A 26120-nucleotide genomic window follows, 5' to 3' on the forward strand; every position below is an offset into this window, starting at 1 on the left:
CGCGCAAGCGTGCAGAGTGTGTTTTAATGCGCATCGCTCATTATTATTGACACCTCTGATTACAAGGCGGCTATGGACACGGGGACGCGACTCAAACTGGTGCGTGAACGCAACAACCTCTCCCAACGGGAACTGGCCCGCCGCAGCGGGCTGACCAATTCGACGATCTCGCAGATCGAGCAGAATCGCGTCAGCCCTTCGGTCAGCTCCCTGAAAAAACTGCTCGAAGGCATTCCGATGAGCCTGGCGGAGTTCTTCAGTTTCGACGAGCCGGTGCGCGAAGAGAGCGTTACGTGTTCCGAGGCGGCGAACAGCCAGACCTGGGCCGCAACGGCCTGCGCATGCTGCTGGTTGGCGCCAGCGTGGAAGGCCGGCAGATGCGCATGCTGCGTGAACTGTATGCACCGGGTGCCGATTCGGGCGAACCGATCGTGCATGCCGAGGGCGAAGAGTGTGGCCTGGTCACCCGCGGCACCGTCGAGTTGTGGGTCGATGGCCAGGTGAGCGTGCTCAACTCGGGCGACGGGTACTACATCCCCACCACCCTGCCGCACAGCTTCAAGAACATCGGCCCGGACGAGGCCGAGATCATCAGCGCCAATACCCCGGCGAACTTCTGATTGGGTGGTGAAGGGGCTGCCCTTTCCCAGCCCCGACGTACGCGGTCTTTGTGAGGCGGGCATGCCCGCGAACACCGGCGCAGCCGGTGCCAGGCACCGTGCGGGGGCCTTCGCGGGCACGCCCGCTCCCACACGCACTCAGCTGGAACGGCTGCTTGCGCCCTCACGCAGGGCCTCTTCGACAAAGTCCAGGCGGTCCTGGCCGAAGAACATCTGGTCACCGACAAAGCAGGTCGGCGCACCAAACACCCCGCGCGCCACAGCCTCTTCGGTCGCGTGCCTGAGCGCAGCCTTCACCTCCTCATCAGCCGCCAGCGCGCGAAATGCCTGCGGGTCAAAGCCGCCCTGGCTGAGCGTATCGTCGAGGACGGCGCTATCGCCCAGGTTGCGGCGCTGCACGAAAAGGCCATTGAACAGCACCCCCAGTAACGCCTCGAAGCGCTCCGGCGAACACAGCTGAGTGCCCACTGCCCCGCGCATCAGGGTCAAGGTATTGACCGGGAACCCCGGCGGCAGCTCGAACTGAACCCCGTAGCGGGTGGCGAAGCGCGCCAGGTCGGTGAACATGTAACGGCCCTTGGCCGGGACCATGACCGGCGAGGCATTGCCGGTGGCCTGGAAAACCCCGCCCAGCAGCATCGGCCGGTAGCGCAGCGTGGCCCCTTGGCGGGCACACAGTTCAGGCAGCTGGGTCCAGGCCAGGTAGCTGGCCGGGCTACCAAGGTCAAAAAAGAAGTCGACAGTCTTGTGCATGGTTACGGTCCTTGCTTGGTGAAAAGTGCTTACCAACGTTCCAGCCAGGGGCGCAGGTCCAGCTCGAAGGTCCATGCGTCGCGGGGCTGGGCGTGCAGGAACCAGTAGCTGTCGGCGATATGGGCCGGGTCAAGGATGCCATCCTGATCTTTGAGGGCGTAGCGCTCGGGGAAATTGTCACGGATAAAAGCAGTGTCGATGGCACCGTCCACCACCACGTGGGCGACATGTATGTTGCGCGGCCCCAGCTCGCGCGCCATGCTCTGCGCCAAGGCACGCAGGGCGTGCTTGGCCCCGGCGAATGCCGCAAAGCCCGCCGAGCCTCGGGTGCCAGCGGTGGCGCCGGTGAACAGGATAGTGCCGCGCTCGCGCTGGACCATGCGCCGGGCCACCGCCTGGGCGGTGAGAAAAGCCGGCAAAACAGGCCATTTCCCAGATCTTGAAATACTTGCGCGGGGTTTCCTCAAGAACGCTACAGGGCACATTGGCACCAATGTTGAACACAAAGGCTTCGATCGGGCCGATATCACGCTCGATGGTTTCGACCAGCGCCGCTACCTCCTCCTCCTTGCGCGCATCGGAGCCAAAACCGTGGGCCTGGCCACCAGCAGCGCGGATATCGTCCAGCAGCGGCTGCAACTTTTCTGCCTGGCGCCGGGTAACACAGGCAATGTAGCCTTCGCGGGCAAAGCGCTTGGCGATCTCGCCGCCAGTAGCATCCCCCGCACCAATCACGAGCACCACTTTTTGTTGTTCTGCCATGCCTGCCTCCATTGGTGAATGATCGTTTAGTAAACGAACGCTATGTTATGATCGCCGCTATCGTCAAGCCCGCCAGCAGAGGCAAGTGAATGCGCTACACCAACGAACACAAGCAGCAAACCCGCGAGCGGCTGCTGGCCAGCAGTGGCGCGCTGGCCAAACGCGGGGGCTTTTCCAGCACCGGCGTGGCCGGGCTGATGAAGGCGATCGGCCTGACCGGCGGCGCCTTCTACAACCACTTCCCGTCCAAGGACGACCTGTTCACCGAGGTCGTGCGGCAAGAACTGTGCAACAGCCCGCTGGCGCGGCTGGCCAACCAGGAGGCCAGCCGCGAACGCCTGGGCCGTTGCCTGCAGCAGTACCTGAGCCTGGCCCACCTGCACAATCCCGAAGGCGGCTGCCCGCTGCCGCCATTGGGGGTGGAGATTGCCCGGGCCCAGGCCCCCGTGCGCGAGGTGGCCGAGCATTGGCTGGTGGAACTGCACCGGGCCTGGAGCGCGACCCTGGAGGACGACGAGTTGGCCTGGGTGCTGATCAGCCAGTGCGTCGGCGCCTTGCTGGTCGGGCGCATGCTGGCTACTGAAAGCGTGCAGTCGCAAGTACTGGACGCCAGCCGCCACTTTGTCGAGAAGGCCCTGCATGAAGCGGATTAGTCTATTGCTGGGGCTGCTGCTGGCCCTGCCTGCGCTCGCCGAACAGGCCTGCCCGCCGGGGCAGTACCAAGTGTGCCTGATGGGGTGTTTCTGTGCGCCCATCGACCCCGGGCAAGCCGGGCAGATTTTCAAGGACGTGGAAGTGCTGGCTTCTTCCAGCCTGACTTATGCCTTGCAGCAGGCTCGCGACGAAGCCACTGCCAGCGGCGTCGAGCCGATCCCGTTGCATATCCGTGCGCAACTCGAACCCTGGTATGACTTTGCCGTGCTCGACGCGGCGCGCTTCCGGGTGGGTGACGAACAGCAGATGAGCGCGGCCAATGCGCTGCTGCAGAACCCTGACGTGAACGCCGTCACGCTGATCGACACGATCATCTTCCGCCGCCCCGCCGATGCCGAGGACAACGTCGCCTTATGGGCGCACGAGCTCAAGCATGTGCAGCAGTATCAGCAGCTGGGTGTGGAAGAGTTCGCCCGGCGCTACACGCGCAACTACGTACGACCTGGAAGCGCCGGCCTACAAGATCGAGGCCGAGGTAAGCAAGGCGCTGCGCGAGCGTGGGTCAGGGCAGGCCAGATAGGCCTGGGGCTGCTGTGCAGCCCATCGCCGGCAAGCCAGCTCCCACAGGCACAGCATATGGCTTGAGACCGATGCGGTCGAGGTGGGAGCTGGCTTGCCGGCGACAGGGCCCTGTCAGGACGCCGCAGAAGCCTCTTCAGCCACCGGCTCACGGCTGGCATAACGTTGCGCCAGCACCGCACAGACCATCAGCTGGATCTGATGGAACAGCATCAGCGGCAGGATCATTGCGCCAATGCCACTGCCGACGAACAGCACCTGCGCCATTGGCACCCCGGTAGCCAGGCTCTTCTTCGAACCGGCAAACAGGATGGTAATGCGGTCTTCCAGGTCAAAGCCCAGCAGCTTGCCCAGCAGCCGGGTACCGTACAGCACCACCGCCAGCAATATCCCGCACACGGCAAACAACCCGGCCAGGTGCTGCGGCGATACCGTGTGCCACAGCCCGGTGACCACCGCCTCGCTGAACGCGGTATAGACCACCAGCAGGATCGAGCCTTGGTCCACCACCTTGAGCCAGCGCGCGTTGCGCTTGACCCAGGCGCCGATCCATCGCCGGGCGACTTGCCCGGCCACGAACGGCACCAGCAGCTGCAGGGTGATCTTCAGCACTGCGTCCAGGCCAGAACCGGTATCACCGCTGGCCCCCAGCAACAGCATCACCAGCAACGGCGTAAGGAAGATTCCCAGCAGGCTGGATGCCGCCGCGCTGCAAATGGCCGCCGGCACGTTGCCACGCGCCAGCGAGGTGAAGGCAATGGCCGACTGTACGGTAGCCGGCAACGCACACAGGTAGAGCACGCCCAGGTACAGTTCGTTGCCCACCAGCGGCACGAACAATGGCTTGAACGCCAGGCCCAGCAGCGGGAACAGCACGAAGGTGCAGGCGAACACCAGCAAGTGCAGGCGCCAATGCCCGGCACCGGTGATGATCGCCTCGCGCGACAGCTTGGCACCGTGCAGGAAGAACAGCAGGCCGATGGCCAGGTTGGTCAACCAACCGAAATACACCGCGCCGTCGCCCGAGCAAGGCAGCACTGTGGCAATCAGTACCACCCCGAGCAAGGCCAGGGTGAAATTGTCGAATAACATGCGCAAATACTTCATCACAGTTTCCGTCTTGTCATTGTGCAAGGGCAGACGATAAGGTCTCCGGCTTTTCGCCGCTAACGCCGGAACCCCCACCGGTGTCGCTCAACGGACACGCTCCAGCAAAGGACCCGCCCATGCCCTTCTCCCGCCTGGCTGCACTTGCAGCTGCCATCACCCTCACCCTGGGCCACAGTGCCGCAAAGGCCGACGACCAGTTGCAGGCCAAGGTAGACCAGATCATCCGCCCGCTGATGCAGGCGCAAGGCATCACCGGCATGGCCGTGGCGATCTATGCGCGCGACCATGCGCACTACTTCAGCTATGGCGTGGCCAGCAAGGCCGACAATGTGCCGGTCAGTCGCGACACGCTGTTCGAGATCGGTTCGCTGAGCAAGACCTACACCGCCACCTTGGCCGCACTGGCCAGTGCCGAAGGCAAGCTGGACCTCGATGCCCCGGCCAAGCGCTATCACCCGGCCCTCGCCGGCGCCCCCATCGGCGACGCGAGCGTGCTGGAACTGGGCGCCTACAGTGCCGACTGCCTGCCGTTACAGTTCCCCGACGCGGTGCAGACCCCGCAGCAGGTGGTCGAATTCTTCCGTCATTGGCAACCCCGCGTTAAACCTGGCACCCAGCGCTGCTATTCGAACCCCAGCCTGGGCTTGTTCGGTGACCTGGCTGCGCGCGCACAGCACCAGCCTTTTGCAACGCTGATGAGCGAGGGCCTGCTGAAACCGATGGGCCTGGAAAACACCTATCTGCAGGTCCCGGCCAGCGCCCAGGGGCTGTACGCCCAAGGCTACGACAGCGCCGACAAACCGGTGCGTGTCGGCCCGGGCCCCTACGCCGACGAAGCCTACGGCATCAAGACCAGCGCCAGCGACCTGCTGCGCTATGTGCGCTTGCACATGCAGCCGGCGGGCCTGCCACCGGCGCTGGCGCAAGCCACGGCCATTACCCGGCGGGGCTACTTCCAGGTCGGCGCCATGACCCAGGGGCTGGGCTGGGAGCGCTACCCCTACCCGGTCATGCTGAGCACACTGGTCGATGGCAACGGCCCGCAGCTCATCCGTGAACCGCAGGCCACCACGCGCTTGCAGCCAGCCCTGCCACCGCTGCCGGCAGCCTGGTACAACAAGACCGGTTCAACCAATGGTTTTGGCGCCTACGCCGCCTTCGTACCCGCCGAACAGCTGGCCGTGGTGTTGCTGGCCAACCGAAACTACCCGAACGAAGTCCGGGTGCGCGCTGCTTTCGACATTCTGTCCGGGCTGTAGTGCGGGCAGCGATTGTCGAACAAAACGACACGATGTAGTGAGAAAAAATATTCACTACAAAATGGTTGACGCCGTTCATCGCCCTTGGGCATGATGAAGCCGTCTCCCCGATCGGGAGCGGTGGCAAGGGTGTTCCAGACGGCCTGCGCGGTAACGCAGGCCGTCCGTGGAGAGGGAAACTGTCCAAAAGGCAGCGTGAGAAAGCCCCTGTTGCGATGCTGCTGTAGCAGCCTTGGTAGTGCGCTACACCGTGGTAGCGCCAACTGTGAAAAATCACCTACGACTGGGTAATGGGGGCTTTATGATGAACCTGAACAACAATCCGACTATCGACCAACTGGCCCAGCTGTTCGCGGTACGCAAGGACAGCCTTGACGACCATCTGCTGTGGGTCAGCCAGACCGGTGAAGTGCGCCTCGACCGCCTGCCACCGAACACCGTCGAAGATGAATTCGAAGAGCACCTGCCCAGCATGCGTGCCCGCTTCAAGGTCTACCGCCGTGGCCAAGGCTACGTCGGCAAGAAGGCCGCCGCCGACACCGAGTTCGTCGGTCGCGTCCTGCAGACCCTGCAACAAGAATGGCCCGCTGCCCGTGAGCAGCAGGCAGTCAAGGTGATCGAACCGCTTAACTGAGGGTTCCCAGCCTTACCTGAGCCCGGCCGCATAGGCCGGGCTTTTTCATGCCTGGCGCCTGCGGGGTTCCGGCAGCGGCAGGGCACCGGTTGCCATCGCCCGGGCGCGGTCAACGCCCCACACCAGAGCGCGGGTCATGGTCTCGCCTGGCCGCGCAGGGTAATACTCCTCCAGCAATGCTCGCCCATCACTGGCATAAAGCCCGAGAAACAGTTGGGTCGCCCCCAGGCGCGACAAACGCACCTGCACGTCCAGCGTGGTGCCGTCACTGAGCGCTTCATCATGGCAGCGGCTGTGCAGCTGGGCGTCGGCCCACTGCCAATAGGTCTCTTCCCTGACTCGCATGAGCATTCAATCCTCCGTTGCTGGAATGCCGCGCAAGAAAACCACAGCCTTGGCCATCCTGCGAGCGCTACCCGGCGATTCCATGAGGCGGATCAAAAAAAGGCAATAAAAACCCCGCCACTCGGCGGGGTTGTGCTGGAGCGGGATCACTTCTTCAGCGGAACCCGCGGCATGAAGCGGCCTTTTTTGCTGCGCTGCAGGTGTGCAGGCTGGAGCTGTTCGGAATCATCCAGCGTCATGTGGGCGAAGCCCAGGCGAAATGCCGCCTGGCCGCAACGCACCTGGCTATTGATCGGGAACACGTCGTTCAGGTCTTCGAAAAAGGATTCGCTCATGCCCTGTCTCCCTCCAGTGGCGGACGCGTCGGCAACCAGAACAGTTGCTCAACCAAACGCGACCTGTGAAAGTGAGACTAGCTGGTCATTTGTGGACCGCTTGGGCTAAAGCCCCGGACCCGACCAGCGGCAGACCGCTCTACTTCAGGCGCACCGCCGTGCCGGTAGCAAATACCACGACCATGCCGCCCTGTACCGACGGCATGCTGATCTCGAAATCCACCCCCACTACCGCAATCGGCTTGCAACTGGCGTGCCCGCGCCTTCAGTTCTTCGGTGGCCTGTTCCCGGGCCTCGCGCAGTGCGCTTTCCAGGGTTTGCGAACGGCCACCGAAGAAGTCGCGAAAACGTGCAAAGAAATCGCGCACGAAGTTGATGCCCTGCACCGATTCGGAGCTGACCACACCCAGGTATTCGGCAATCGGGCGGCCTTCAAGCTGGCTGGTGGTGGAAATGATCATGGGGTGCGCTCCATTGGCCTGGCAAAAGAGGTCGATTCTAACAGAGCGCAATGCCCCTCGCAGATACGCCCCCAGTGTGGGAGCGGGCGCGCCCGCGAAGCAGGCACCGCATTGGTTGGCACGGGCTTCGCCCGTGTTCGCGGGCACGCCCGCTCCCACAGGGACCGCGCAGGCTTGAGGGGGCGACTACGCGCTGACCGCGCGCAGCCGTTGGCCAATGCGGGCGCCGAACACATTCACCAGCAACCCGGCCATCACCAGCAAGGCGCCCCAACCCTGGGTCGCGGTCAAACGCTCACCCAGCAACAACGCCGACGAGCTCAGGCCAATCACTGGCACCAGCAGCGAGAACGGCGCTACCTTGCCCGCCGGGTGGCGCGACAGCAGTTTGCTCCACAGGCTGTAGCCGAGCATGGTGGCGACAAACGCCAGGTAAACCAGGGCCAATACCGAACTCCAGCCGATATTGGCCAGCGCATGGCCAATGCGCTCCGGCCCCTCCAGCCACCAGGAGAGTGCCAGGAACGGCAGTGGCGGGATCAGCCCGCCCCAGATCACCAGCGCCACCAGGTCAACCGAGCCAAAGCGCCGCGTAATGATGTTGCCCAAACCCCACATGGCGCCGCCGCACAGGGTTAGTACCAACGCCAGCATCGGCACATGGCCACCGTCTTCGCTGCCGATAAGCGCCAGGCCGCTGGCTGCCACCAGCAGCCCCAGCACGCTGGCCAGGCGCAGCCGCTCACCGAGAAACAGCGCGGCGAAGCCGAGGGTAAAGAACGCCTGGGACTGCAGGATCAGCGAGGCCAGCCCCGGTGGCATGCCGCTATACATGGCCTGGAACAGGAACGCGAACTGCCCCAACGAAATGGTCGCACCGTAGGCGATCAGCCAGCGCCAGGGTAGCTTGGGCCGCTTGACCAGCAGGATCGCCGGAAACGCCACCAACAGGAAACGCAACGCCCCCAGCAACATCGGCGGCAAGCCATCGAGGCCAACCTTGATGACCACGAAGTTGACTCCCCAGGCGACAATCACCACCAGGGCGATGAGCAGGTCCTTGAGCGGCATTGCGACTTCCTTCTTCAGGCGTTTCAGACATATTTCGTTACAGCATAAGGTTATTCCGCGTACCGGGACCCGTACAGTTGCAGCCCATCATTGTGCAACAGCACCACTGTTCCACTCGTTTCTCGGTGCGTTGAATTCGTTCATCCTGGTCCTGCTGACGTGAAAGCCTAGTCGCGCATAGTAAATAAATTGTTTGATTTTTTACTGTGGCTGCATTTTTATAGGGAAAACAAGAACGACAGCGCACCGGAGCCGCCTGTATGCAGACCGCCTTCCCTCACCTGTTCGACGCCTTGCAGATCCGCGGCAAACGCTTGAAAAACCGCATCATGTCAACCGGCCACGACACCTGTCTGCCCACCGACAACCTGGTCAACGACAAGCTCATCGCCTACCAGCGCGCCCGCGCTGCTGGTGGTGTCGGCCTGATCGTGCTGCAGGTGGCCGGGGTTCATGACAGCGCCCGCTACACCTCGCATGTGCTGATGGCCACCGACGATGCCTGCATCGACGGCTACCGCCAGCTGGCCGAGGCCTGCCATGAGCACGGTACCGTGGTGCTGTCGCAGCTGTTCCACCCCGGGCGGGAGATCATGGAATCGGCGGACGGCTTGCTGGCGGTGGCCTACTCGGCATCCGCGGTGCCGAATGAACGCTTCCGGGTGATGCCGCGCGCACTGGACCAGGCGATGATCGACGAGATCGTCCAGGGTTATGCCAGCGCTGCACGCCGCCTGCACCAGGCCGGGCTGGACGGCGTTGAAGTGGTGGCTAGCCACGGCTACCTGCCCGCGCAGTTTCTCAACCCACGGGTAAACCAGCGCACAGATGGTTACAACGGTGAACTGGAGCAGCGCCTGAGGTTCCTGCGCGAAGTGCTGGCCGCCGTGCGCGCGGCCACCGACGAACAGTTCATCATCGGCCTGCGCATCAGTGCCGACGAGCGCGACAGCCAAGGGCTGAGCGAGGACGAGTCACTGGCCGCCGCGGTTGCCTTGCAGGGCCAGCTCGATTACCTGCACATCGTTGCCGGCACGTCAGCGTCCCTGGGTGGTGCCATACATATCGTGCCACCGATGGCCATCGAGCCCGCATACCTGGCCCGGGAGGCCGGCACCTTCAAGCAACGCCTGGGCATCCCGCTGTTCGTCACCGGGCGCATCAACCAGCCACAGGAAGCCGAACTGATCCTCGCCCGTGGCCAGGCCGATGTCTGCGGCATGACCCGCGCGCTGATCTGCGACCCGCAAATGCCGAACAAGACCGAGCATGGCCAGGTCGAGGACGTACGCGCCTGTATTGCCTGCAATCAGGCCTGCATCGGCCACTTCCACCGTGGCCTGCCCATTTCCTGCATCCAGCGGCCGGAAACCGGCCGCGAATTGCAGTATGGGCAACTGACACCCACCACCCGCCCCAAACGCATCCTCGTGGCCGGCGGTGGACCCGCCGGCATGAAAGCCGCCGCCGTGGCCGCGGCGCGTGGGCACCAGGTCACGCTGTACGAGGCGGGCCCGCAGCTCGGCGGGCAGGTGCTGCTGGCCCAGTTGCTGCCTCGGCGCAGCGAGTTCGGTGGCGCCAGCACCAACCTGCAACGGGAACTGGCCCTGGCGGGTGTGGAAGTGGTGCGCAACACCCGGGTCGATCGCGCACTGGTCGAGCGAGAACGCCCCGACCTGGTGATCGCCGCCACCGGTGCCACCCCCTACTGGCCAGCCTTCGAGCGCACCGGTGAGCTTCAGGTAGTGGATGCCTGGCAGATACTGCGCAACGAGGCAAAGCCGGGGCGTTCAGTGCTGGTGATCGACTGGCGTTGCGACTGGATCGGCCCTGGTATCGCCGAACGCCTGGTGCGCGAGGGCCACCAGGTGCAGCTGGCGGTCAATGGCACCCACTGCGGCGAAAGCCTGCCGCTGTACGTGCGCGACCAACTGGCCGGCGAGCTGCATCGCCTGGGTATCCCCATCACACCGTACGCCCGTCTGTACGGCTGCGACGACAACACGGTGTACCTGCAGCACACTGCCAGCGGCGAACCGATGATCTTCGAAAGCATCGACACCCTGGTGCTGTGCCTGGGCCATCAACCGGAAGACCGCCTGGCCACGGAGCTGGCCGGCCTTGTGGAGGTGCGCCGCGTTGGCGACTGCCTGGCGCCACGTACCGCCGAAGAAGCGATCCATGATGGCCTGACGGTTGCCTGGGCACTCTGAGGCTGTACATACTGCGGCTTTTACGATGGACCGACGTGCATGAGCCAACTCCCCCAGCCCCCCGCCAGCGAAGCCGGGGGCGCAGCGCCGCAGTTTCTAGGCAGCCGCATTCGCGGCCTGCGCAAGCGCCGTGGCATGACCCTGGCGGAGCTGGCCACGCACAGTGAACTGACCGCCGGCTACATCAGCCAGCTGGAGCGCAACCTCTCCTATCCCTCGATCCCGGCGCTGTTCAACATCGCCCGCAGCCTGGGGGTGACCATCCAGTGGTTCTTCGCCAGTGAAGCCACCACTTCGCCCGAGGACCAGGGCTATGTGGTACGGCGCAACAGCCGCCTGAGCGTGCATTACGAAGATGGCATCGTCGATCAGCTGCTCACGCCCCAGCCCAACCGCCAGCTGGAAATCCTGCATTCGCGCTTCCCTCCGGGTAGCTACAGCCAGCAGAGCTACAGCCATGACGGCGAAGAAGCCGGCTACATCCTCAGCGGCAGCTTCGAGCTGTGGGTCGGCGAGCGACATTTCCAGCTGGGCGAAGGGGACAGTTTCAGCTTCTCGAGCCAGGAGCCGCACCGCTATGGCAACCCAGGCGAGGTGGATGCCGTGGTGATCTGGGTGATCACGCCGCCAACATTCTGAAGCATGCGGGCGACGCTTGCGCAAAACAGCAGGATCAGGCAGCAGCGAACAGCTCGTTGGCAATCTGCGCCTGGGCAGCATCGATCGCCTGGCTGCGGTGCTCAGGGCCGTAGGCCAGGCCATGGGCGCGGACGATTTCCAGGTCGGTGACACCGATGAAGCCGAGGAACACCTTAAGGAAGTCCTCATGCCCGGCGCCAGTCGGCTGGCCAGCGTGCAGGCCACCGGCGGTCGACACCAGCACGACCTTCTTGTTGCCGCACAGCCCTTCCGGGCCGGCTTCGGTGTAGCGGAAAGTCTTGCCGGCGACAGCAACGCGGTCGATCCAGGCCTTGAGCTGAGTCGGCACGGTGAAGTTGTACATCGGCGCACCGATCACCACGGCATCGGCGGCCAGGAACTCTTCCAGGGTCTCCGCGCTCAGCTTGGCTTCAAAGGCCTGAGCTGCATCACGCATGTCTTCCGGGGTGCCAGCCGCTACCAGGGTAGCCGCAGAGAAGTGGGCGATGGCGTCAGCGGCCAGGTCGCGGTACACCACTTCCACGCTCGGGTCGGCGGCTTTCCAGGCTTCGACCACTTCGCGGCTCAGTTGGCGGGAGGCGGAATTGTCGCCCAGGATGCTCGAATCGATATGCAACAGTTTCATGGGACTCTCCTGTGAATGAAGACCGCGACGTGGGGCGATCACGATGAGGAGAATCCTACCGGTCTCACCAATGGCTGATAAGTCGGCAAAAATGCGTTAGTTTGTCCTACAGGTGGAACAGTGAGACATTCCAATGCAAGACCTCAACGACCTCTTCTACTTTGCCCGCGTGGTCGAAGCTGGCGGTTTCGCCGCTGCCGGCCGCCAGCTGGGCATTCCCAAGTCGCGCCTGTCGCGGCGTATCGCCGAGCTTGAAGAACGCCTGGGCACACGCCTGCTGCAACGCACCACCCGGCAACTGAAGCTCACCGCAGTGGGCGAGCGCTATCTGCACCACTGCCAGGCCATGCTGCTGGAAGCCGAAGCCGCCGATGAAGCAGTGGCCAGCATGAGCAGCGAACCGCGCGGGCGACTGCGAGTGTCCTGCCCGGTGGCATTGGCCCACGCCTTCCTGCCGGACGTGATCAGCCGTTTTCTGGCGCAGTACCCGCAGGTGCAACTGGACATGGTGCTACTCAACCGCCGGGTCGACCTGATTTCCGAAGGCATCGATGTGGCCTTGCGCGTACGCGACCTGGGCGATGAAGACCCGGCCCTGGTCACCCGCCGCCTGCGCCAGGCGCAGATGCAACTGGTTGCCGCGCCCGGTTTCGCCGATCACATCCGCGAACCGGGCGAACTGGCCTCCTTGCCGGTGCTGGGCGCTGCCGAGGCGGACCGTCTGGTACACTTCCGCCTGTTCGGCCCCCATGGCAAACAGCAGGAAATCGCCCTGGAACCGCGGCTTGCCATCGATGATTTCGTAGTACGTAATGCTGCTGTACGAGCGGGCCTTGGGTTTACCGCGCTGCCCAGCATGTTCTGTGAAGAAGAACTGGAACGCGGCGAACTGGTGCGCCTGCTGCCGGACTGGTCGCTGCCGGGTGGCTACCTGCAGGCGGTGTATCCGCATCGGCGCGGCTTGCTCCCTGCGGTACGGGTGTGGATCGACCACTTGGCGGCTTCGTTCGAGGCCTGTGGAGAAAAGTATGTCTGAGCGGACCATGAGCGAAGCCCAGGTGGCAGCGTTCTGCCTTGGCCTGCCGGGTGCGCGGGAGGACTATAAATGGGGCGGCATCCGGGTGTTCTCGGTGGCAGGCAACAAGATGTTCGCGGTGCTCGACCTGGCAGGTGCAGGGTTGTCGTTCAAAGTGGCCGACGAATTGTGTTCTCGGCTATTGCGACCGACCAGGAGTGCGGCCTGCGCCGTATCTGGCGCGGGCGCGATGGATCAGCATGGCATCGCCCTACCCCATGGGGCGTGTTGAGCTGTGTGATCTGTTGCAACGCTCGCACCAGCTGGTGGTGCGGCGATTGCCGAAGCGGTTGCAGGTGGGGTTGGTGATCTAGGTATCCTGTGCCGGCCGCTTCGCGGGCTTGCCCGCTCCCACAGGGTTTTCACTGGCCAAGACTTGTGTAGTACCTGTGGGAGCGGGCAAGCCCGCGAAAAGGCCGGCACAGCCACCTATCAATCAAAAGCCAGATACCGCCCGCCAAGAAACAGCCAGTCCGCCCAGAACACCTGGTGCACCAGCACAATCCCCCAGAACACCAGTTGGTACGACACCTTGCGCGTCTTGTGCCGATACAGCTGCTGCGCCAGCAGTGCCCCCGGCCAGCCTCCGAGCAGCTCACTGGCATGCAGCACCTTCTCGGGCGTACGCCAGGCCTGGGTACGCGCCTGCTGTTTATCCTGCCAATACAGCAACAGGCTGATCAGGCTCATGGCCGGGTACAGCGCCAGCGGCCACCAGGCGTGGTCGAGCCAGGCCATGCGCGCCGCGCCCAGGCCCGGCAGCAGGCACAGCAGGCCCAACAGCAGCAGCTTCAGGCGCACATTACGTACGCCCTCCCCCCTTTGCCCCCGGGCCGCCTCAGCCATGCGCCGTCGCCCAGTCAACCCAGCCGAACTGCCAGGTCGCCAGAATCAGCAGGCCAAAGACAATGCGATACCAGGCGAACACCGCGTAGCTGTGGTTGGCAATGAACTTGAGCAAGCCACGCACGGCGATCATGGCAAAGATGAACGAGGTCACGAAGCCGATGGCAAAAACCGGCAGGTCGGCGGGCTGGAACAGGTCGCGGTACTTGTAGCCCGAATACACCGCTGCACCGACCATGGTCGGCATCGCCAGGAAAAACGAGAATTCGGTCGCCGCCTTGCGCGAAAGGCCGAACAGCAGGCCGCCGATAATGGTAGAGCCGGAACGCGAAGTGCCCGGGATCATCGCCAGGCACTGGATGAAGCCGATCTTCAGCGCGTGGCTCCAGCGCATGTCGTCGACGTGATCCACCTCCACGCGGTGCTCGCGGCGCTCGGCCCAGAGCATGATTACCCCGCCCACCACCAGGGCAGCCGCCACAGTGACAGGGTTGAAAAGGTACTCGTGAATCAGGTCGGCGAACAACACGCCCAGCACCACGGCCGGCAGGAACGCAAGCAACAGGTTACCGGTGAAACGCCGCGCCGTGGGCTGGCTGGTCAGGCCGAAGACCACGTCGAAGATCTTGCCGCGAAACTCCCACACCACCGCCAGGATCGCCGCCAGCTGAATGATGATGTTGAAAGCCATGGCCCGTTCGCCACCAAAACCGATCAGGTCGGCGACGATGATCTGGTGGCCGGTACTGGAGATCGGCAGAAACTCCGTCAGCCCTTCGACCACGGCCTAAGATGATTGCCTGGAAGGCAGTCCAAAAATCCATCGTTCCCCCGATGGAGCGCTGCTCGTTGCAGGCCCCTTGTTCTTGATTTACTTGAAATTGCCGCGCGCGGCCCGGCTGTTTTACAGCGACTGTTGGGCGCAATGCCAGTAGAAAAGTTCACGCCGCCTAAAGGTTTCATCTTGCGCGGCCGAAATCCTAGCAGAGCACCTTTGCAAACGCCTTGTACAACCTGCTGCAGACTATTGGACATATAGCACTTAGCCATTAGTCGAGTGGGGGCCTGGCGCAAAGCATGCTTGGATGCGGCTATATAAAAAGAACAATGCGGGAGCTGTGGTATGAAAACCCTGAGATCGATGTCTATCAGCCGCCGCCTGTGGTTGATCCTTTTGGTGGCGGTGGCCATGCTGGTGGTCTTGGGCCTGCTGATGCTGCGCCAGATCCACGGTGACCTGTACCAGGCCAAAGCGGAAAAGACCCGCCACGTGGTGCAGACCGCAGCCGGTGTGCTGGCCTATTACCAAGGCCTGGAGGCAGCTGGCACGCTCAGCCGCGAAGCCGCCCAGCAACAGGCGCTGCAAGTGGTACGCACGCTGCGCTACGACCACGACGACTACTTCTGGATCAACGACCTGGGGCCGAAGATGATCATGCATCCGGCCAACCCCAAGCTCGATGGCCAGGACCTGTCGGCCATCCGCGACCCCGACGGCTTTGCCGTGTTCAACGAGATGGTCGCCCTGGCCCGACAGCAGGATGCCGGGGCGGTCAACTACCGCTGGCCCAAGCCCGGTGCCAGCGAGCCGGTGGCCAAGACTTCCTACATCCAGCTGTTCAAGCCGTGGGGCTGGATCATTGGCTCGGGCGTGTACGTCGACGACGTGCAGGCCGAATTCGCCCGCCAGTTGCGCGACGCCTCACTGGTGGGCGTGGCCATTGCCCTGCTGATGGCGCTCGTGGTCATGCTGATTGCCCGCAGCATCGCCCGCCCGTTGCAGGAAGCGGTGCAGGCCATGGGCAACATCGCCAGCGGCGAAAGCGACCTGACCCGGCGCCTGGATACCCACGGCCGTGACGAAATCACCCACCTGGGCGAACATTTCAACCGCTTCAACGGCAAGCTGCAAGGCGTGATCGGCCAGTTGCAAGGCGCGGCGCACGCCCTGGCCGAGTCCGCCGGGCATGTCGGCGACAATGCCGGTACCGCGCAACAGCACAGCGCCCAGCAATCGCTGCAGATGGACCAGGTGGCCACCGCGGTTAACGAAGTGACCTACGCCGTGCAGGACGTGGCCAAGACCGCCGAGCAGGCCGCCGGGGAAATGCGCACCGCGCAACAGCAGGTGGCACACGGTCAGGAGGCCATTCACGGCAGCCTGGCGCAGATCGACCGGCTGTCGCTGACCATCGACCAGGCGGTGCAGGTGATTCGCGACCTGGCCGGGCACAGCACGCGCATCGGTGGTGTACTGGACGTGATCCGCTCCATCGCCGAACAGACCAACCTGCTGGCGCTGAACGCAGCCATCGAGGCGGCGCGGGCCGGCGAGCAAGGCCGTGGCTTTGCCGTGGTCGCCGACGAGGTGCGCCTGCTTGCCCAGCGCACGGCGCAGTCGACGGCCGAAATCCATACCATGATCGAGCACCTGCAAAGCCAGTCGGACGCTGCGGTGAAAGCCATCGACACCAGCAGCGAGGCCTCGCGCCAGACTGTCGAGCAGGCCCGCGAGGCCGGTGCCAGCCTGGATGCCATCAACCAGGCGCTGAACAACCTCACAGCGTTGAATGCATCCATTGCAAGTGCCACCTTGCAGCAGTCGCATGTGGTCGAGGAGATCAACCGCAACGTGCTGGATACTGCGGGGTTGTCCCAGCAGACCGCCGATGCGGCGCGCCAATCCAGCGATGCCGGGGCGGCGCTGGGGCGGTTGAGCGAAGAGCTGGAGCAGCTGTTGCGGCAGTTCCGCGTATAAGACCAAGCCCCTGTGGGAGCGGGCATGCCCCGCGAAGCAGGCGACGCGCGGTATGGCACCGGCTTCGCCGGTGTTCGCGGGCATGCCCGCTCCCACAACGGGCATGTAAATCCGTTCGTGCCATGCCTACACCTTCCCCGGCCGACCCGCTACAATCGCGCCCTTCCCGTAGTCTCCAAGGATCGCCGATGTCCGGCCTTGAACTCATCGCCGCCGTCCTCGGCGTCACCGCTGTCTGGCTAACGGTCAAGCAGAATGCCTGGTGCTGGCCGATCGGCCTGGTCATGGTGCTGATCTATGGCTGGCTGTTCTACGAGGTGAAGCTGTACTCGGGCATGCTGCTGCAACTGGCCTACGCCATCCTGCAGGTTTATGGCTGGTGGCAATGGAAGCGCCCAGGCCACGCTGCGGACGCCCGCCTGGTCTCACGCCTGCAGCGCCCGGCATTGTTCACCGGCCTGGCCGTCGGGGTGCTGCTGAGCGCCGCCCTGGGCGCGGCCATGGCCACCTGGACCGATGCCGCCCTGCCTTGGCTGGACGCCACCCTGACCGGCTTCAGCCTGGTGGCACAACTGTGGATGGCGCAGAAGCGCCTGCAGTGCTGGCCACTGTGGGTGGTAGTGGATATCGTCTACGTGGGCCAGTACCTGCACCAGCAGCTGTACTTCACCGCAGGCTTCTTCGCCGTACTCACCCTGATTGCCGTGCGCGGCTGGCTGGAATGGCGCCGGGACCCGGCGTTGGTGCAACCATGAGCGCGGCACAGGCCATGAAAGTACTGGTACTGTGCGGCCCGGAGTCCAGCGGCAAGAGCTGGCTCAGCGGTGTGATCCAGGCGCATTTCGGCGGCGTGGTAGTAGCCGAATACGTGCGCCACTTCATCGACCAGGAAGGCCGCGACACCTGCTATGCCGATATCCCCACCATCGCCCGCGGCCAGCTGGCCTGGGAAGACCATGCCCGCGAGCAGGCACCGCCGCTGCTGATTCTCGACACCCACCTGCTCAGCAACATGCTCTGGAGCCGCGCCCTGTTCGACGACTGCCCGGCCTGGCTGGAACAGGCGCTGTTGGCGCGGCATTATCACCTGCACCTTCTGCTGAGCCCACAAGGCGTGGAGTGGGTTGCCGATGGCCAGCGCAGCCAGCCCGAACTGCGCGACCGCCAGCGCTTTTTCGACGACAGCCTGCACTGGCTGCAACGGCATGACCAAGCGTACAAAATAATTGAGGGCAATTGGCCACAACGCCAGTTGCTGGCACTGCAAACAGTGGCTAAGCTCATTGGTAGCGATGCGCCATCCTGCCCCACCGAGTGTTAACCCACTGACACACCCGTGGGCGGCAACCCCCCTGAGAACAGAAGGTTTTCTTCGGCATCGAAGAGACTGTCAAGGCGCTGAAACACCCCTGCAAAAAACCCTTCCAATCCGCACCGACACAGGCTTCGCCTGCATCGCTCGCGGCTGCCTGTTTCAACCCTGAGACAAAATACGCCGCAGTTTTTCATGGTCCTTGTCTTAAGCTTTTGATCTGCAAATACTTTTCAAAAGCGGCACACCTTCTGCTCCCTCGTTCGCATCGCTGAACAAGGCCAGCGCTCATTGAAGGAGTTGCCGTCGTGAGGAAAACTGACAAACGCCTTTATCACCTGTTGCTGATGAGCTATGTGCTGGGCTCGTTGAGCTTCACGGCCCAGGCCGACAACGGCATCATCGTGATAACCCGTGATGTGCAGACACGCAACGCCGTGGTCCCGCCTTTAAGACCCGACCCCAACCCCACCACCGTCAATGCCAATCCTTCCGCTCACATCCTCAAGCAAACCAACGAACTGAGTGATGGCGACTTCGCCAACATCAGCAGCGGTGCGGGCATCAGCACCCTGATTACCCAGCAGACCAACAACCTGGGCGGCAACCTCAATAACCAGTCCCAACTGCCCAACCTGGCCGGTGGACGCGGTACGGGCTCGGGAAATGGCATCTCGAACATGGTCAACTCGAGTGTGCAGCGCGGCCTGGCGCCGCTGCAGATCCTGACCGGAGGCAAGTGAGATGAAGCACACGCTGCTGATCCTGGTCACGCTGTGCAGTACATCGGCCTTCGCGCAATCCCCGGTCCCCGTGATCAACAACGCCGACATCGACAGCTCGGGTAGCCGTTACCAGGGCAACCTGTCGGTCAACCAGGCAGCCGGCGACCAACAGCAACAGGCCAACGCGCGCGCCTTCGCTGCAGGGCCCGAGGCTGGCGCCACCACACAGATCCGCCAACGGCTGAATGCCCCCGCAACTTCCGCGATGGACGCGCGCTCGACCATACAGGGCGATGCCTTCAGCAACGGTAGCGGCGCCCTGGGGGTCAACCAGAGCGCCGGCGCCAACACCCAGCAAGCGAACGCACTGAGCATCAGTATCGGTGCCCAGCCGCAAAGCATCGACGACAGCGTCCTCATGCAACAGAACGTGGCGCTGCTCAACAACTCCGGTCCGATTGACACTTCAACTGGCCATCGCCAGGTCACCACCAGTGACCAGGCCTTCACCGGTAGCCGTGGAGTGATTCAGTTGAACCAGAGTGCCGGGGTGGGAAACCGAATGGCCAACACCTTGAGCATCCGGGTCGCGGATTGACCCATCCAGTCAAGAACGACACTTAACCTAAAAGTACGGAGAATCACCATGAAACCCTCGATGGCAATCAAGCCTCTGGTTTTCGCAATTGCTGCGGTCATGGCTGTTGCTGTACAAGCTGATCAGAACGACCGGCGTGGCGGGCACCACAATGGTCACCACAATAACGGGCATCACACCCCTCCTCCCACCCGGATCCCTGTGTATGCCACAGCCAACGCCATGGACAGCCAACGCAGCACGGGCAATACCATCACCAACCAAGGCACCATCAACGAAGCCGAAATGAGCAGCTCGGCCACGGGTGCAAGCGGCAACGTGGGTGTCAACGTGGCAGCCGGTAACGGCAACCAGCAGGACAATGCTGCGGCCATTGCCAATGCATCGTCCGAGTCCAGCCTGGACAACAGCTTCGTGTTCGGCACCGCCGAAGCCACCGCTGACGTTCGCCAGTTCAGCAACAACAACCGTGTCGACAACTGGTCCACCCAGAACTCGGCAGTCATGACTGGCTCGGCCGATGGTGCGGAGGGTAACGTCGGCATCAACATCGCTGGCGGCGACCTGAACCAGCAGAAGAACACCATGGCCATCGCCAACACCGGTGCCCCGCTGGGCAATGCCACTGCCACCGCCTCTGCCGACCAGAACGGCCCAGGCCTGACGGTGAACAACGGCGCCGACCGCACCTACCGGGTGGACACGCTGACCATCACCACCACCAAGAGCGGTTCCAGCTCGCGTGAGGGCACGTTCAATTCGACCGACGACCGCAGTTCGTCCTCGAGCTTCAGCGTGGCCGGCTCGCAAAGTGCCAGTTCCAGTGGCTCCAGTGGCTGGAACTCCAGCGGTTCGAGTAGCATGAACGCCAGCGGTTCGCACAGTTCCACTGCCAGCGGCTCCAACAGCTGGAATGCCAGTGGTTCGATGGCCGGTAGCGCCAGTTCGTCCAGCAGTGCCAGCCTGAGTGCCTCCTTGGCCGCTGCTGCAGATGCGACCCGTACCATGACCACCGATGACGGCCGTCGCGAGCGTACTCGCACCGACAGCTTCGATGCCTCGCTCAATGCCTCGCTCAATGTAGATGTCGACCACTCGCGGGAAAGCTCTTACGACAAGTCGTTCGAGAAGGCATTCGACTCGTCGTACGACAAGGCTCGCCAATCGAGCTACGAGAAGTCTCGCGACTCCTCGTATGAGAAGGCTCACGAGTCGTCCTATGCCAATGCATCGGAATCGGCGTTTGAAAAGTCTGGCGAGAAATCGTCTCAATCGTCGAACGACGTGTCGAAGAGCTACAGCGAAAGCAGTGCCTACGACTTGAGCAATACCGTGTCCTTCCAAGTGCTGACCCCGACCGGCTGGGCCAACCCCGTGACCAACACTGCAACCCTTAGCGGCTCGGTGAACGGTGGCAGCGGCAACCTGGGCGTGAACGTGGCAGCCGGTGTGGGCAACCAGCAGAGCAACTCGCTGGCCATCTCCAACACCTCGTTCTGATCGCTGTGCTTGAGGCCCCCTTCGGGGGGCCTTTCTTCAACAGAACCGGAAGGCATCCGATCATGCGCATCATTGCCCTGGCGTTTTTGCTGTGCCTGGCCAGCGTGAGCGAAGCTGCACAAATGCCGCTGTCCGTCCTGCCGGGCGGCGCCGTGGTGTTCAAGCCCATCCAGAGCGTACGCGAGCGCAAGTTCGCCGACCTGGTGCAACAGAAAACCGACTTCAGCTGCGGCGCCGCCGCGCTGGCAACCATCCTGCGCCAGGCCTACTGGCTGGACGTGGACGAGCAACAGATCATCGAAGGCATGCTGGCCCACGCCGACCAGGACCTGGTGCGCACACAAGGCTTCTCGATGCTCGACATGAAACGCTACGTGGAAAGCCTGGGGATGCGTGCCCGCGGCTACCGGGTGGCAGCCGAGACCCTGCACAGCGTGCGCATTCCGGTCGTGGTGCTGATGGACGTGCGCGGCTACAAGCACTTCGTGGTCATGCAGAAGGTCGACAAGGGTTGGGTGTATATCGGTGACCCGGTACTCGGCCACAAGCGCTACAAGGTCGATGATTTTCTCAAGGGCTGGAACGGCATCATCTTCGCCGTCATCGGCCAAGGCTACGACAAGAACAACATCCTGCTCGACCCGCCCCTGCCGCTGACCGCCAAGGGCCGGGTGAACAACTTCACCCCGGTGCAGGATGCAGAGCTGTTGGACTTCGGTTTCATCAAAAGCGACTTCTTCTAACGACTCTTGCAACGACAAGGAGCACGAGGCTCCGGGGAGCACCCCAATGAAGAACCCATTCTGGCTCGCGATCGCATGCCTGGCCGTCAGCCTTCCCACCCATGCCGAAACGTTCAAGCCGATCGAGCTGAAGGACCATGAGCTGGCGGCCCTGCGTGGCCGCTATGTGATGCCGGGGCGGATCGTGAGTTTCGGTATTGTCATGTCCAGCACCTGGCAGAATGCCAAAGGGGACGTTATCGGTGCCACGAGCACGATGCAGATTCAGCAGTCGACCATCAAACCGCAATTCTATGTGTCATTGATCGACGAAAGCGGCACTGGCACAACGTCAGCTGGAACCACCGCACCAGGTACCGGCACCGTCACGGGCGGTGCCGGCCTCAACACTACAGAGGGTGTTACCCAGGTGGTACGCGCAGCTGGCGACGATAACACCGCCTACAACAATGTCGCCATCAATGTCTCCAAGGCCAACCAGGCGCCCACCGCGCAGCCACAGGGCCAAGCGCTGGCCAACGGCCAGACGCTGACGGGCGCAAACGGCGCAGGTGCGCTGAGTGTGTCCGCCAGCGGCGTAGGGGTGCAGTTCAATATCAATGCCAGTAACAACCAGGGCAGCAGCGTGCAGCGTCTGGCGCAGGGTGGCCTGATGCAGAACTCGACGCTGCTGGGCAACGGCAACCGGGTGAACAACGTCACCACGCTCAATGTAGTGATGCGTGAAAGCGTGCCAACAGCCGCGTCGCTGAACGGTAGCCTTGATCAGCTCAAAGGTCTTCGTACATCCGGATACTGATCTACGCTCAGTCTCATCAAAAGTAGTCGGCAGGGACGGCACTTCCATGCACCGATCTTTATCGCTCAAAGCTTTTGTGTGTTTGACCACCTTGGCCCCGGCCACATTGCTCTACGCTGCATCCGACCCACAGGTCGAGGCTCTCAAGCAGGAACTGATGGAGCTGAAACGTCGCTACGAAGCCCAACAGCAAGCGCTGATGGTGCTGGAGCAGCGCGTCCGCCAGGTCGAGGAAACCCCGGCAGCGCCGCCGCCCAAACGCCTGGTCAGGTCCCCGGCCGAAGGGGTCAAGGGCGCACAGACGGTGGCATCGGGCGCACCGGGCACCACCGGCAGCTCCTATGGCCAGGCGCTGACCGCCGACGCCGAACCGGCACAGAGCGTATCCAACCTGTATGACGAGGCCAGCGGCTTCTTCGGCGGTGGCAAGTTCAGCTTCGAGACCGGGGTCACCTATACCCACTACGATACCCGCGCGCTGGTGCTCAACGGCTTCCTGGCGCTGGACTCGATCTTCCTCGGCAGTATCAACCTTGACCGGGTCAAGGCAGACAACTGGACCCTGGACATGACTGCCCGCTACAACCTCGCTCAGCGTTGGCAGTTCGACATCAACGTCCCGGTGGTGTACCGCGAATCCACCTACTCTTCCGGCGGTGCGGGAGGCGCCGGGGCAAGCACCTCGGACCAGACCGTGACCCGCGACCCGGAAATCGGTGACGTCAACGTCGGCGTCGCCTACAAGTTCCTCGACGAAGACGAGACCTGGCCTGACGCCGTCGCTACCCTGCGCATCAAGGCGCCGACCGGCAAAGACCCCTATGGCATCAAACTGCGCCAGGTCGAGGGTAACGACAACCTGTCGGTGCCGGAAAGCCTGCCGACCGGCAACGGCGTCTGGTCGATCACCCCGGGCATCTCGCTGGTCAAGACCTTCGACCCGGCTGTGCTGTTCGGCAGCCTGTCCTACACCTACAACATGGAAGACTCGTTCAGCGACATCAGCCCACAGGTCAACAGCAAGGTGCCGGGTGACGTGAAGCTGGGCGACTCCTGGCAGATCGGCGGCGGCATCGCCTTTGCCCTGAACGAAAAGATGAGCATGTCGTTCTCGGTGTCCGACCAGTTCGCCCGCAAGAGCAAGATAAAGCCCGATGGCGGCGACTGGCAGTCGATCTCCAACAGCGACTACAACGCAGCCAACTTCAACATCGGCATGACCTTCGCCGCCACCGACAACCTGACCATCGTGCCCAACCTGGCCATTGGTCTGACCGATGACGCACCAGACTTTTCCTTCAGCCTGAAATTCCCCTACTACTTCTGAGACTTGCCCCCGGCGGGCCCGTGCGAACGGGCCCGGCTTTTGGTTACCAGCCTTGTCCCGCAACGCCGTGCCCGCCCTGGCCTGTTATCATCAAGCACAGTTGCATGACGATTTAATGGCAAAAGGGATGTTTTTGTGAAGAACCTGTCAGACCACCCACGTATCCGGCTTGTCGCCCTGACGGCCCTGGTACTGGTGATCCCACTGGGTACGCGCGCCATACTGGGTTGGTCCAACCCGCTCGGTTACCTGTCCGACCTCGCCCTCGGCAGCCTGCTGGTCTTGCTGCTGCACCGTCGGCCGTGGTGGCTGGCGCTGCCCGTATTGCTGGCCTGGGCGGCCCTCTGGGTGGCTTCGGCCGAACTGGTGAGCGCGGTCGGCCGTTTGCCCACCAGCGCCGACCTGACGTACCTGCTCGACCCGCAGTTCATGGAAAACTCGACCGGTGGCGGCCTGGCCCATGCCTGGCTACCCTGGACCATGGGCGTCGGCCTGCTGGCCTGGCTGGCCATCGCCTGGCGCAGCCGTACCCAACGCAGCCAGCCGCTGCCACGCAAGGCCTGGGCCATTCCGCTGCTGCTGTTTGGCGCCCATTGGGGCAGCCAGCAACTGCTACCTTCCGACGCCGACCAATGGCGGCAATACAATCTCACCCACCAGTTGCTGTCGGCCGGGGCCGGTAACCTGCAGCGCCAGGTCGAAGGCTGGATGGGCCGGACGAAAACCTTCACTCCCCTGCCCAGCACCGGCCTGACCCAGTCCGACCTGCATGGCCAGCGCCTGCTCGCCGGGCCAGGCAACGCCCGCAACCTGCTGGTCATCACCGTTGAAGGCATCCCCGGGGCCTACCTGCGGCCCAACCGCCAGGCCCTGCACAGCCGCTTCGACGAAGAGCTGATGCCCAGGCTCAGCCAGTGGGCCGAGCGCGGCATGAACACCCCGGACTACGTGTTGCATACCCACCAGACCATCCGTGGCCTGTATGCCATGTTGTGCGGTGACTACGACAAGCTGGCCAACGGCACGCCCAAGGGCATGGAGCTGCTGACCCAGAACGAGCGCAACCAGGCCTGCCTGCCGGCGCAGTTGCGCCAGGCCGGCTTCACCACCCACTACCTGCAGGGCGCCGGCCTGCGTTTCATGGCCAAGGACCGCATCATGCCGCACATCGGCTTCGACGCGGTGCACGGTCAGGAGTGGTTCCGCAACAAGAACTACCTGGACTTCCCCTGGGGCAAGGATGACCGGGCCTTCTTCGAAGGCGCGCTGGACTACGTCGGCCAACTGCAGAAGCAGGACAAACCCTGGATGCTGACGCTGCTCACCGTGGGCACTCACCAACCGTACTCGGCACCGGCCGAATACCTGGAGCGCTACGACACGCCGAAACAGGCGGCAGTCGCCTACCTGGACGACGCGCTCGGGGCATTCCTCGACAACCTCGAACGCCAGGGCGTACTCAAGGACACGCTGGTGGTGGTGACCTCCGACGAATCCCACGGCATCGACGGGGTGCGCCTGGCCTCGTCCTGGGGCTTCAACCTCACCCTGGCGCCGGAGCAGGCGCAGTTGCCAAAGATCAAGCACGGCACCTACGGCCATATCGACCTGGCCACCTCCCTGCTTGATTACTTCGCCCTGCCCATCCCGATAGCGCTCGGGGGCCGTTCGCTGTACCGCGACTACGACAGCGGTCGCGAGATGATCTCCTACACCAACGGCATGCTGCGCTATCACGACGGCCGGGGAGTGTTCACCGAATGCGACTTCCAGCAGCGCTGCCGGCGTTACGCCAGCGAGGGCTTCATCGCCGACCAGGCACGCTACCTGGGCCCCGGTGACAGCCTGCTCGGCCAGCAGATCGGCGCCCTCGCCGGGGTGCTTGACCAGTCCCTGCTGCAAACACCGCTGAACCTGCGTTACCAGTTCGGCGGCCCATCGCCGATCCGCTTGCGCAAGCGCATTCACGATGACTGGGCCGACAACCTGATCGGCGCCCAGTACCTGGAGATGCCCGAGGGCTCGCATACCCGCGTGCGGGTCAAGGTACGCTCTCTGGACCCTCGGCGCGCAGCCTACATCCAGCTCAAGGCCAAGCAGTCGGAGCAGGACGTACCGCTGGGCCTGCCTGATGAAGTGAAAGTCACCGCCGACGAGCCCCTCGAGATGGAGTTCAGCTTCGACAACCCGACCGCGCGAAAGGCGTTTTCCTTCCATTTGCTGGGCTATGGCGGTGGCAAGGTGGAAATCAGCGATTTCAGCGTGATCACCGCGCTGCCTGGGGAAGATGAGGCGGAGGATGAACTGCCAGAGGGGCATATCGCCCATTCGGGCTGAGCGCAGTACCGCTCATCGC

General features: G+C 63.4%; 23 protein-coding genes and 6 pseudogenes. 19 read left to right on the top strand and 10 right to left on the bottom strand.

What is annotated here, in order from left to right:
* Positions 1–72 precede the first annotated feature (72 nt).
* Positions 73–620 (top strand): annotated as a pseudogene (locus QIY50_25610) (cupin domain-containing protein).
* Between the two features lie 138 nt (positions 621–758).
* Here QIY50_25610 and QIY50_25615 read toward each other — a convergent pair.
* Together QIY50_25615 and QIY50_25620 are read right to left on the bottom strand one after the other, a co-directional pair.
* A complete protein-coding gene (locus QIY50_25615) occupies positions 759–1373 on the bottom strand; it encodes a 2-hydroxychromene-2-carboxylate isomerase (GenBank protein WGV20584.1) in 615 nt (204 codons plus the stop codon).
* A 29-nt stretch (positions 1374–1402) separates the two neighbouring features.
* A pseudogene (locus QIY50_25620) lies at positions 1403–2135 on the bottom strand (SDR family oxidoreductase).
* Between the two features lie 89 nt (positions 2136–2224).
* On the opposite strand from QIY50_25620, the gene QIY50_25625 reads away from it, so the two are divergent.
* Positions 2225–2788, top strand: coding sequence for a TetR/AcrR family transcriptional regulator (locus QIY50_25625; protein WGV20585.1), 564 nt, complete (start codon positions 2225–2227; stop codon positions 2786–2788).
* Positions 2775–3369 (top strand): annotated as a pseudogene (locus tag QIY50_25630) (DUF4157 domain-containing protein). Before QIY50_25625 ends, QIY50_25630 begins: the two are co-directional and overlap by 14 nt.
* Positions 3370–3482: 113 nt before the next feature.
* Here the strand turns inward: QIY50_25630 and QIY50_25635 are convergent.
* The gene (locus QIY50_25635) at positions 3483–4475 is read right to left on the bottom strand and encodes a bile acid:sodium symporter family protein (GenBank protein WGV20586.1); all 993 of its coding nucleotides are present in this window, start codon (positions 4473–4475) and stop codon (positions 3483–3485) included.
* A 119-nt stretch (positions 4476–4594) separates the two neighbouring features.
* Between QIY50_25635 and QIY50_25640 the strand changes: the two genes are divergently transcribed.
* Both QIY50_25640 and QIY50_25645 read left to right on the top strand, forming a co-directional pair.
* Entirely contained in the window at positions 4595–5737 is a 1143-nt protein-coding gene (locus QIY50_25640; GenBank protein WGV20587.1) for a beta-lactamase, read from the top strand.
* 301 nt (positions 5738–6038) lie between these two features.
* On the top strand, positions 6039–6371 hold the full coding sequence (locus tag QIY50_25645) for a hypothetical protein (GenBank protein WGV20588.1): 333 nt from the start codon (positions 6039–6041) through the stop codon (positions 6369–6371).
* 45 nt (positions 6372–6416) lie between these two features.
* Here the strand turns inward: QIY50_25645 and QIY50_25650 are convergent, their stop codons facing one another.
* From QIY50_25650 to QIY50_25665, 4 genes and pseudogenes are all read right to left on the bottom strand, one after another.
* Positions 6417–6722, bottom strand: coding sequence for a hypothetical protein (locus QIY50_25650; GenBank protein WGV20589.1), 306 nt, complete (start codon positions 6720–6722; stop codon positions 6417–6419).
* A gap of 140 nt (positions 6723–6862) precedes the next feature.
* Positions 6863–7051: a hypothetical protein gene (locus QIY50_25655; GenBank protein WGV20590.1), complete on the bottom strand. Its 189-nt coding sequence runs from the start codon at positions 7049–7051 to the stop codon at positions 6863–6865.
* 139 nt (positions 7052–7190) lie between these two features.
* Positions 7191–7512 (bottom strand): annotated as a pseudogene (locus QIY50_25660) (YbjQ family protein).
* Positions 7513–7698: 186 nt separating this feature from the next.
* Positions 7699–8583 carry an EamA family transporter gene (locus tag QIY50_25665; GenBank protein WGV20591.1) on the bottom strand — a complete coding sequence of 295 codons (885 nt, stop codon included), beginning with the start codon at positions 8581–8583 and terminating at the stop codon, positions 7699–7701.
* 260 nt (positions 8584–8843) lie between these two features.
* Between QIY50_25665 and QIY50_25670 the strand changes: the two genes are divergently transcribed.
* Both QIY50_25670 and QIY50_25675 read left to right on the top strand, forming a co-directional pair.
* Complete coding sequence (locus tag QIY50_25670) at positions 8844–10796, top strand: FAD-dependent oxidoreductase (protein ID WGV20592.1); 1953 nt, start codon at positions 8844–8846, stop codon at positions 10794–10796.
* Between the two features lie 39 nt (positions 10797–10835).
* Positions 10836–11435 (top strand): cupin domain-containing protein, encoded by a 600-nt coding sequence (locus QIY50_25675; GenBank protein ID WGV20593.1) that lies wholly within the window; start codon positions 10836–10838, stop codon positions 11433–11435.
* 34 nt (positions 11436–11469) lie between these two features.
* Here QIY50_25675 and QIY50_25680 read toward each other — a convergent pair whose 3' ends face one another.
* A complete protein-coding gene (locus QIY50_25680) occupies positions 11470–12081 on the bottom strand; it encodes an FMN-dependent NADH-azoreductase (protein WGV20594.1) in 612 nt (203 codons plus the stop codon).
* Between the two features lie 133 nt (positions 12082–12214).
* Here QIY50_25680 and QIY50_25685 point away from each other — a divergent pair, with 133 nt between their 5' ends.
* Both QIY50_25685 and QIY50_25690 read left to right on the top strand, forming a co-directional pair.
* Positions 12215–13117 carry a LysR substrate-binding domain-containing protein gene (locus tag QIY50_25685; GenBank protein ID WGV20595.1) on the top strand — a complete coding sequence of 301 codons (903 nt, stop codon included), beginning with the start codon at positions 12215–12217 and terminating at the stop codon, positions 13115–13117.
* Positions 13110–13470: pseudogene (locus QIY50_25690) on the top strand (MmcQ/YjbR family DNA-binding protein). The gene QIY50_25685 and the pseudogene QIY50_25690 overlap by 8 nt, the downstream one beginning before the upstream one ends.
* Before the next feature lie 118 nt (positions 13471–13588).
* Here QIY50_25690 and QIY50_25695 read toward each other — a convergent pair.
* Positions 13589–14002, bottom strand: a complete 414-nt coding sequence (locus QIY50_25695) for a DUF1294 domain-containing protein (protein ID WGV20596.1) — start codon at positions 14000–14002, stop codon at positions 13589–13591.
* A pseudogene (locus QIY50_25700) lies at positions 13995–14826 on the bottom strand (undecaprenyl-diphosphate phosphatase). The gene QIY50_25695 and the pseudogene QIY50_25700 overlap by 8 nt, the downstream one beginning before the upstream one ends.
* A gap of 299 nt (positions 14827–15125) precedes the next feature.
* Here QIY50_25700 and mcpP point away from each other — a divergent pair.
* The 10 genes from mcpP (at position 15126) to QIY50_25750 (ending at position 26101) form a co-directional block, all read left to right on the top strand.
* Positions 15126–16760: a methyl-accepting chemotaxis protein McpP gene (gene mcpP, locus QIY50_25705; protein ID WGV20597.1), complete on the top strand. Its 1635-nt coding sequence runs from the start codon at positions 15126–15128 to the stop codon at positions 16758–16760.
* A 188-nt stretch (positions 16761–16948) separates the two neighbouring features.
* Positions 16949–17515: a nicotinamide riboside transporter PnuC gene (pnuC, locus tag QIY50_25710; GenBank protein ID WGV20598.1), complete on the top strand. Its 567-nt coding sequence runs from the start codon at positions 16949–16951 to the stop codon at positions 17513–17515.
* A complete protein-coding gene (locus QIY50_25715; GenBank protein ID WGV20599.1) occupies positions 17512–18081 on the top strand; it encodes an AAA family ATPase in 570 nt (189 codons plus the stop codon). Before pnuC ends, QIY50_25715 begins: the two co-directional genes overlap by 4 nt.
* A 299-nt stretch (positions 18082–18380) precedes the next feature.
* Positions 18381–18815 carry a hypothetical protein gene (locus QIY50_25720; GenBank protein WGV20600.1) on the top strand — a complete coding sequence of 145 codons (435 nt, stop codon included), beginning with the start codon at positions 18381–18383 and terminating at the stop codon, positions 18813–18815.
* Position 18816: 1 nt separating this feature from the next.
* Positions 18817–19395, top strand: coding sequence for an adhesin (locus tag QIY50_25725; GenBank protein ID WGV20601.1), 579 nt, complete (start codon positions 18817–18819; stop codon positions 19393–19395).
* Positions 19396–19443: 48 nt separating this feature from the next.
* A complete protein-coding gene (locus QIY50_25730) occupies positions 19444–20895 on the top strand; it encodes a heme utilization protein (protein ID WGV20602.1) in 1452 nt (483 codons plus the stop codon).
* Positions 20896–20957: 62 nt separating this feature from the next.
* The gene (locus tag QIY50_25735) at positions 20958–21638 is read left to right on the top strand and encodes a C39 family peptidase (GenBank protein WGV20603.1); all 681 of its coding nucleotides are present in this window, start codon (positions 20958–20960) and stop codon (positions 21636–21638) included.
* Positions 21639–21684: 46 nt separating this feature from the next.
* Positions 21685–22437 (top strand): hypothetical protein, encoded by a 753-nt coding sequence (locus QIY50_25740; protein ID WGV20604.1) that lies wholly within the window; start codon positions 21685–21687, stop codon positions 22435–22437.
* Positions 22438–22483: 46 nt separating this feature from the next.
* Positions 22484–23764 (top strand): hypothetical protein, encoded by a 1281-nt coding sequence (locus QIY50_25745; protein ID WGV20605.1) that lies wholly within the window; start codon positions 22484–22486, stop codon positions 23762–23764.
* A gap of 135 nt (positions 23765–23899) precedes the next feature.
* Positions 23900–26101: an LTA synthase family protein gene (locus QIY50_25750; protein ID WGV20606.1), complete on the top strand. Its 2202-nt coding sequence runs from the start codon at positions 23900–23902 to the stop codon at positions 26099–26101.
* Positions 26102–26120: the final 19 nt, after the last annotated feature.

The sequence above is a fragment of the Pseudomonas putida genome (assembly GCA_029953615.1).
Classification (GTDB): Bacteria; Pseudomonadota; Gammaproteobacteria; order Pseudomonadales; family Pseudomonadaceae; genus Aquipseudomonas.

Coding starts and splice junctions, on each gene's coding strand:
- QIY50_25740 (WGV20604.1), top strand. CDS start 21,685: ATGAAGAACCCATTCTGGCTCGCGATCGCATGCCTGGCCGTCAGCCTT.
- pnuC (WGV20598.1), top strand. CDS start 16,949: ATGTCCGGCCTTGAACTCATCGCCGCCGTCCTCGGCGTCACCGCTGTC.
- QIY50_25655 (WGV20590.1), bottom strand. CDS start 7,051: ATGAGCGAATCCTTTTTCGAAGACCTGAACGACGTGTTCCCGATCAAT.
- QIY50_25645 (WGV20588.1), top strand. CDS start 6,039: ATGATGAACCTGAACAACAATCCGACTATCGACCAACTGGCCCAGCTG.
- QIY50_25640 (WGV20587.1), top strand. CDS start 4,595: ATGCCCTTCTCCCGCCTGGCTGCACTTGCAGCTGCCATCACCCTCACC.
- QIY50_25625 (WGV20585.1), top strand. CDS start 2,225: ATGCGCTACACCAACGAACACAAGCAGCAAACCCGCGAGCGGCTGCTG.
- QIY50_25745 (WGV20605.1), top strand. CDS start 22,484: ATGCACCGATCTTTATCGCTCAAAGCTTTTGTGTGTTTGACCACCTTG.
- QIY50_25675 (WGV20593.1), top strand. CDS start 10,836: ATGAGCCAACTCCCCCAGCCCCCCGCCAGCGAAGCCGGGGGCGCAGCG.
- QIY50_25725 (WGV20601.1), top strand. CDS start 18,817: ATGAAGCACACGCTGCTGATCCTGGTCACGCTGTGCAGTACATCGGCC.
- QIY50_25730 (WGV20602.1), top strand. CDS start 19,444: ATGAAACCCTCGATGGCAATCAAGCCTCTGGTTTTCGCAATTGCTGCG.
- QIY50_25685 (WGV20595.1), top strand. CDS start 12,215: ATGCAAGACCTCAACGACCTCTTCTACTTTGCCCGCGTGGTCGAAGCT.
- QIY50_25680 (WGV20594.1), bottom strand. CDS start 12,081: ATGAAACTGTTGCATATCGATTCGAGCATCCTGGGCGACAATTCCGCC.
- QIY50_25670 (WGV20592.1), top strand. CDS start 8,844: ATGCAGACCGCCTTCCCTCACCTGTTCGACGCCTTGCAGATCCGCGGC.
- QIY50_25615 (WGV20584.1), bottom strand. CDS start 1,373: ATGCACAAGACTGTCGACTTCTTTTTTGACCTTGGTAGCCCGGCCAGC.
- QIY50_25735 (WGV20603.1), top strand. CDS start 20,958: ATGCGCATCATTGCCCTGGCGTTTTTGCTGTGCCTGGCCAGCGTGAGC.
- QIY50_25665 (WGV20591.1), bottom strand. CDS start 8,583: ATGCCGCTCAAGGACCTGCTCATCGCCCTGGTGGTGATTGTCGCCTGG.
- QIY50_25695 (WGV20596.1), bottom strand. CDS start 14,002: ATGGCTGAGGCGGCCCGGGGGCAAAGGGGGGAGGGCGTACGTAATGTG.
- mcpP (WGV20597.1), top strand. CDS start 15,126: ATGAAAACCCTGAGATCGATGTCTATCAGCCGCCGCCTGTGGTTGATC.
- QIY50_25635 (WGV20586.1), bottom strand. CDS start 4,475: ATGAAGTATTTGCGCATGTTATTCGACAATTTCACCCTGGCCTTGCTC.
- QIY50_25715 (WGV20599.1), top strand. CDS start 17,512: ATGAGCGCGGCACAGGCCATGAAAGTACTGGTACTGTGCGGCCCGGAG.
- QIY50_25650 (WGV20589.1), bottom strand. CDS start 6,722: ATGCTCATGCGAGTCAGGGAAGAGACCTATTGGCAGTGGGCCGACGCC.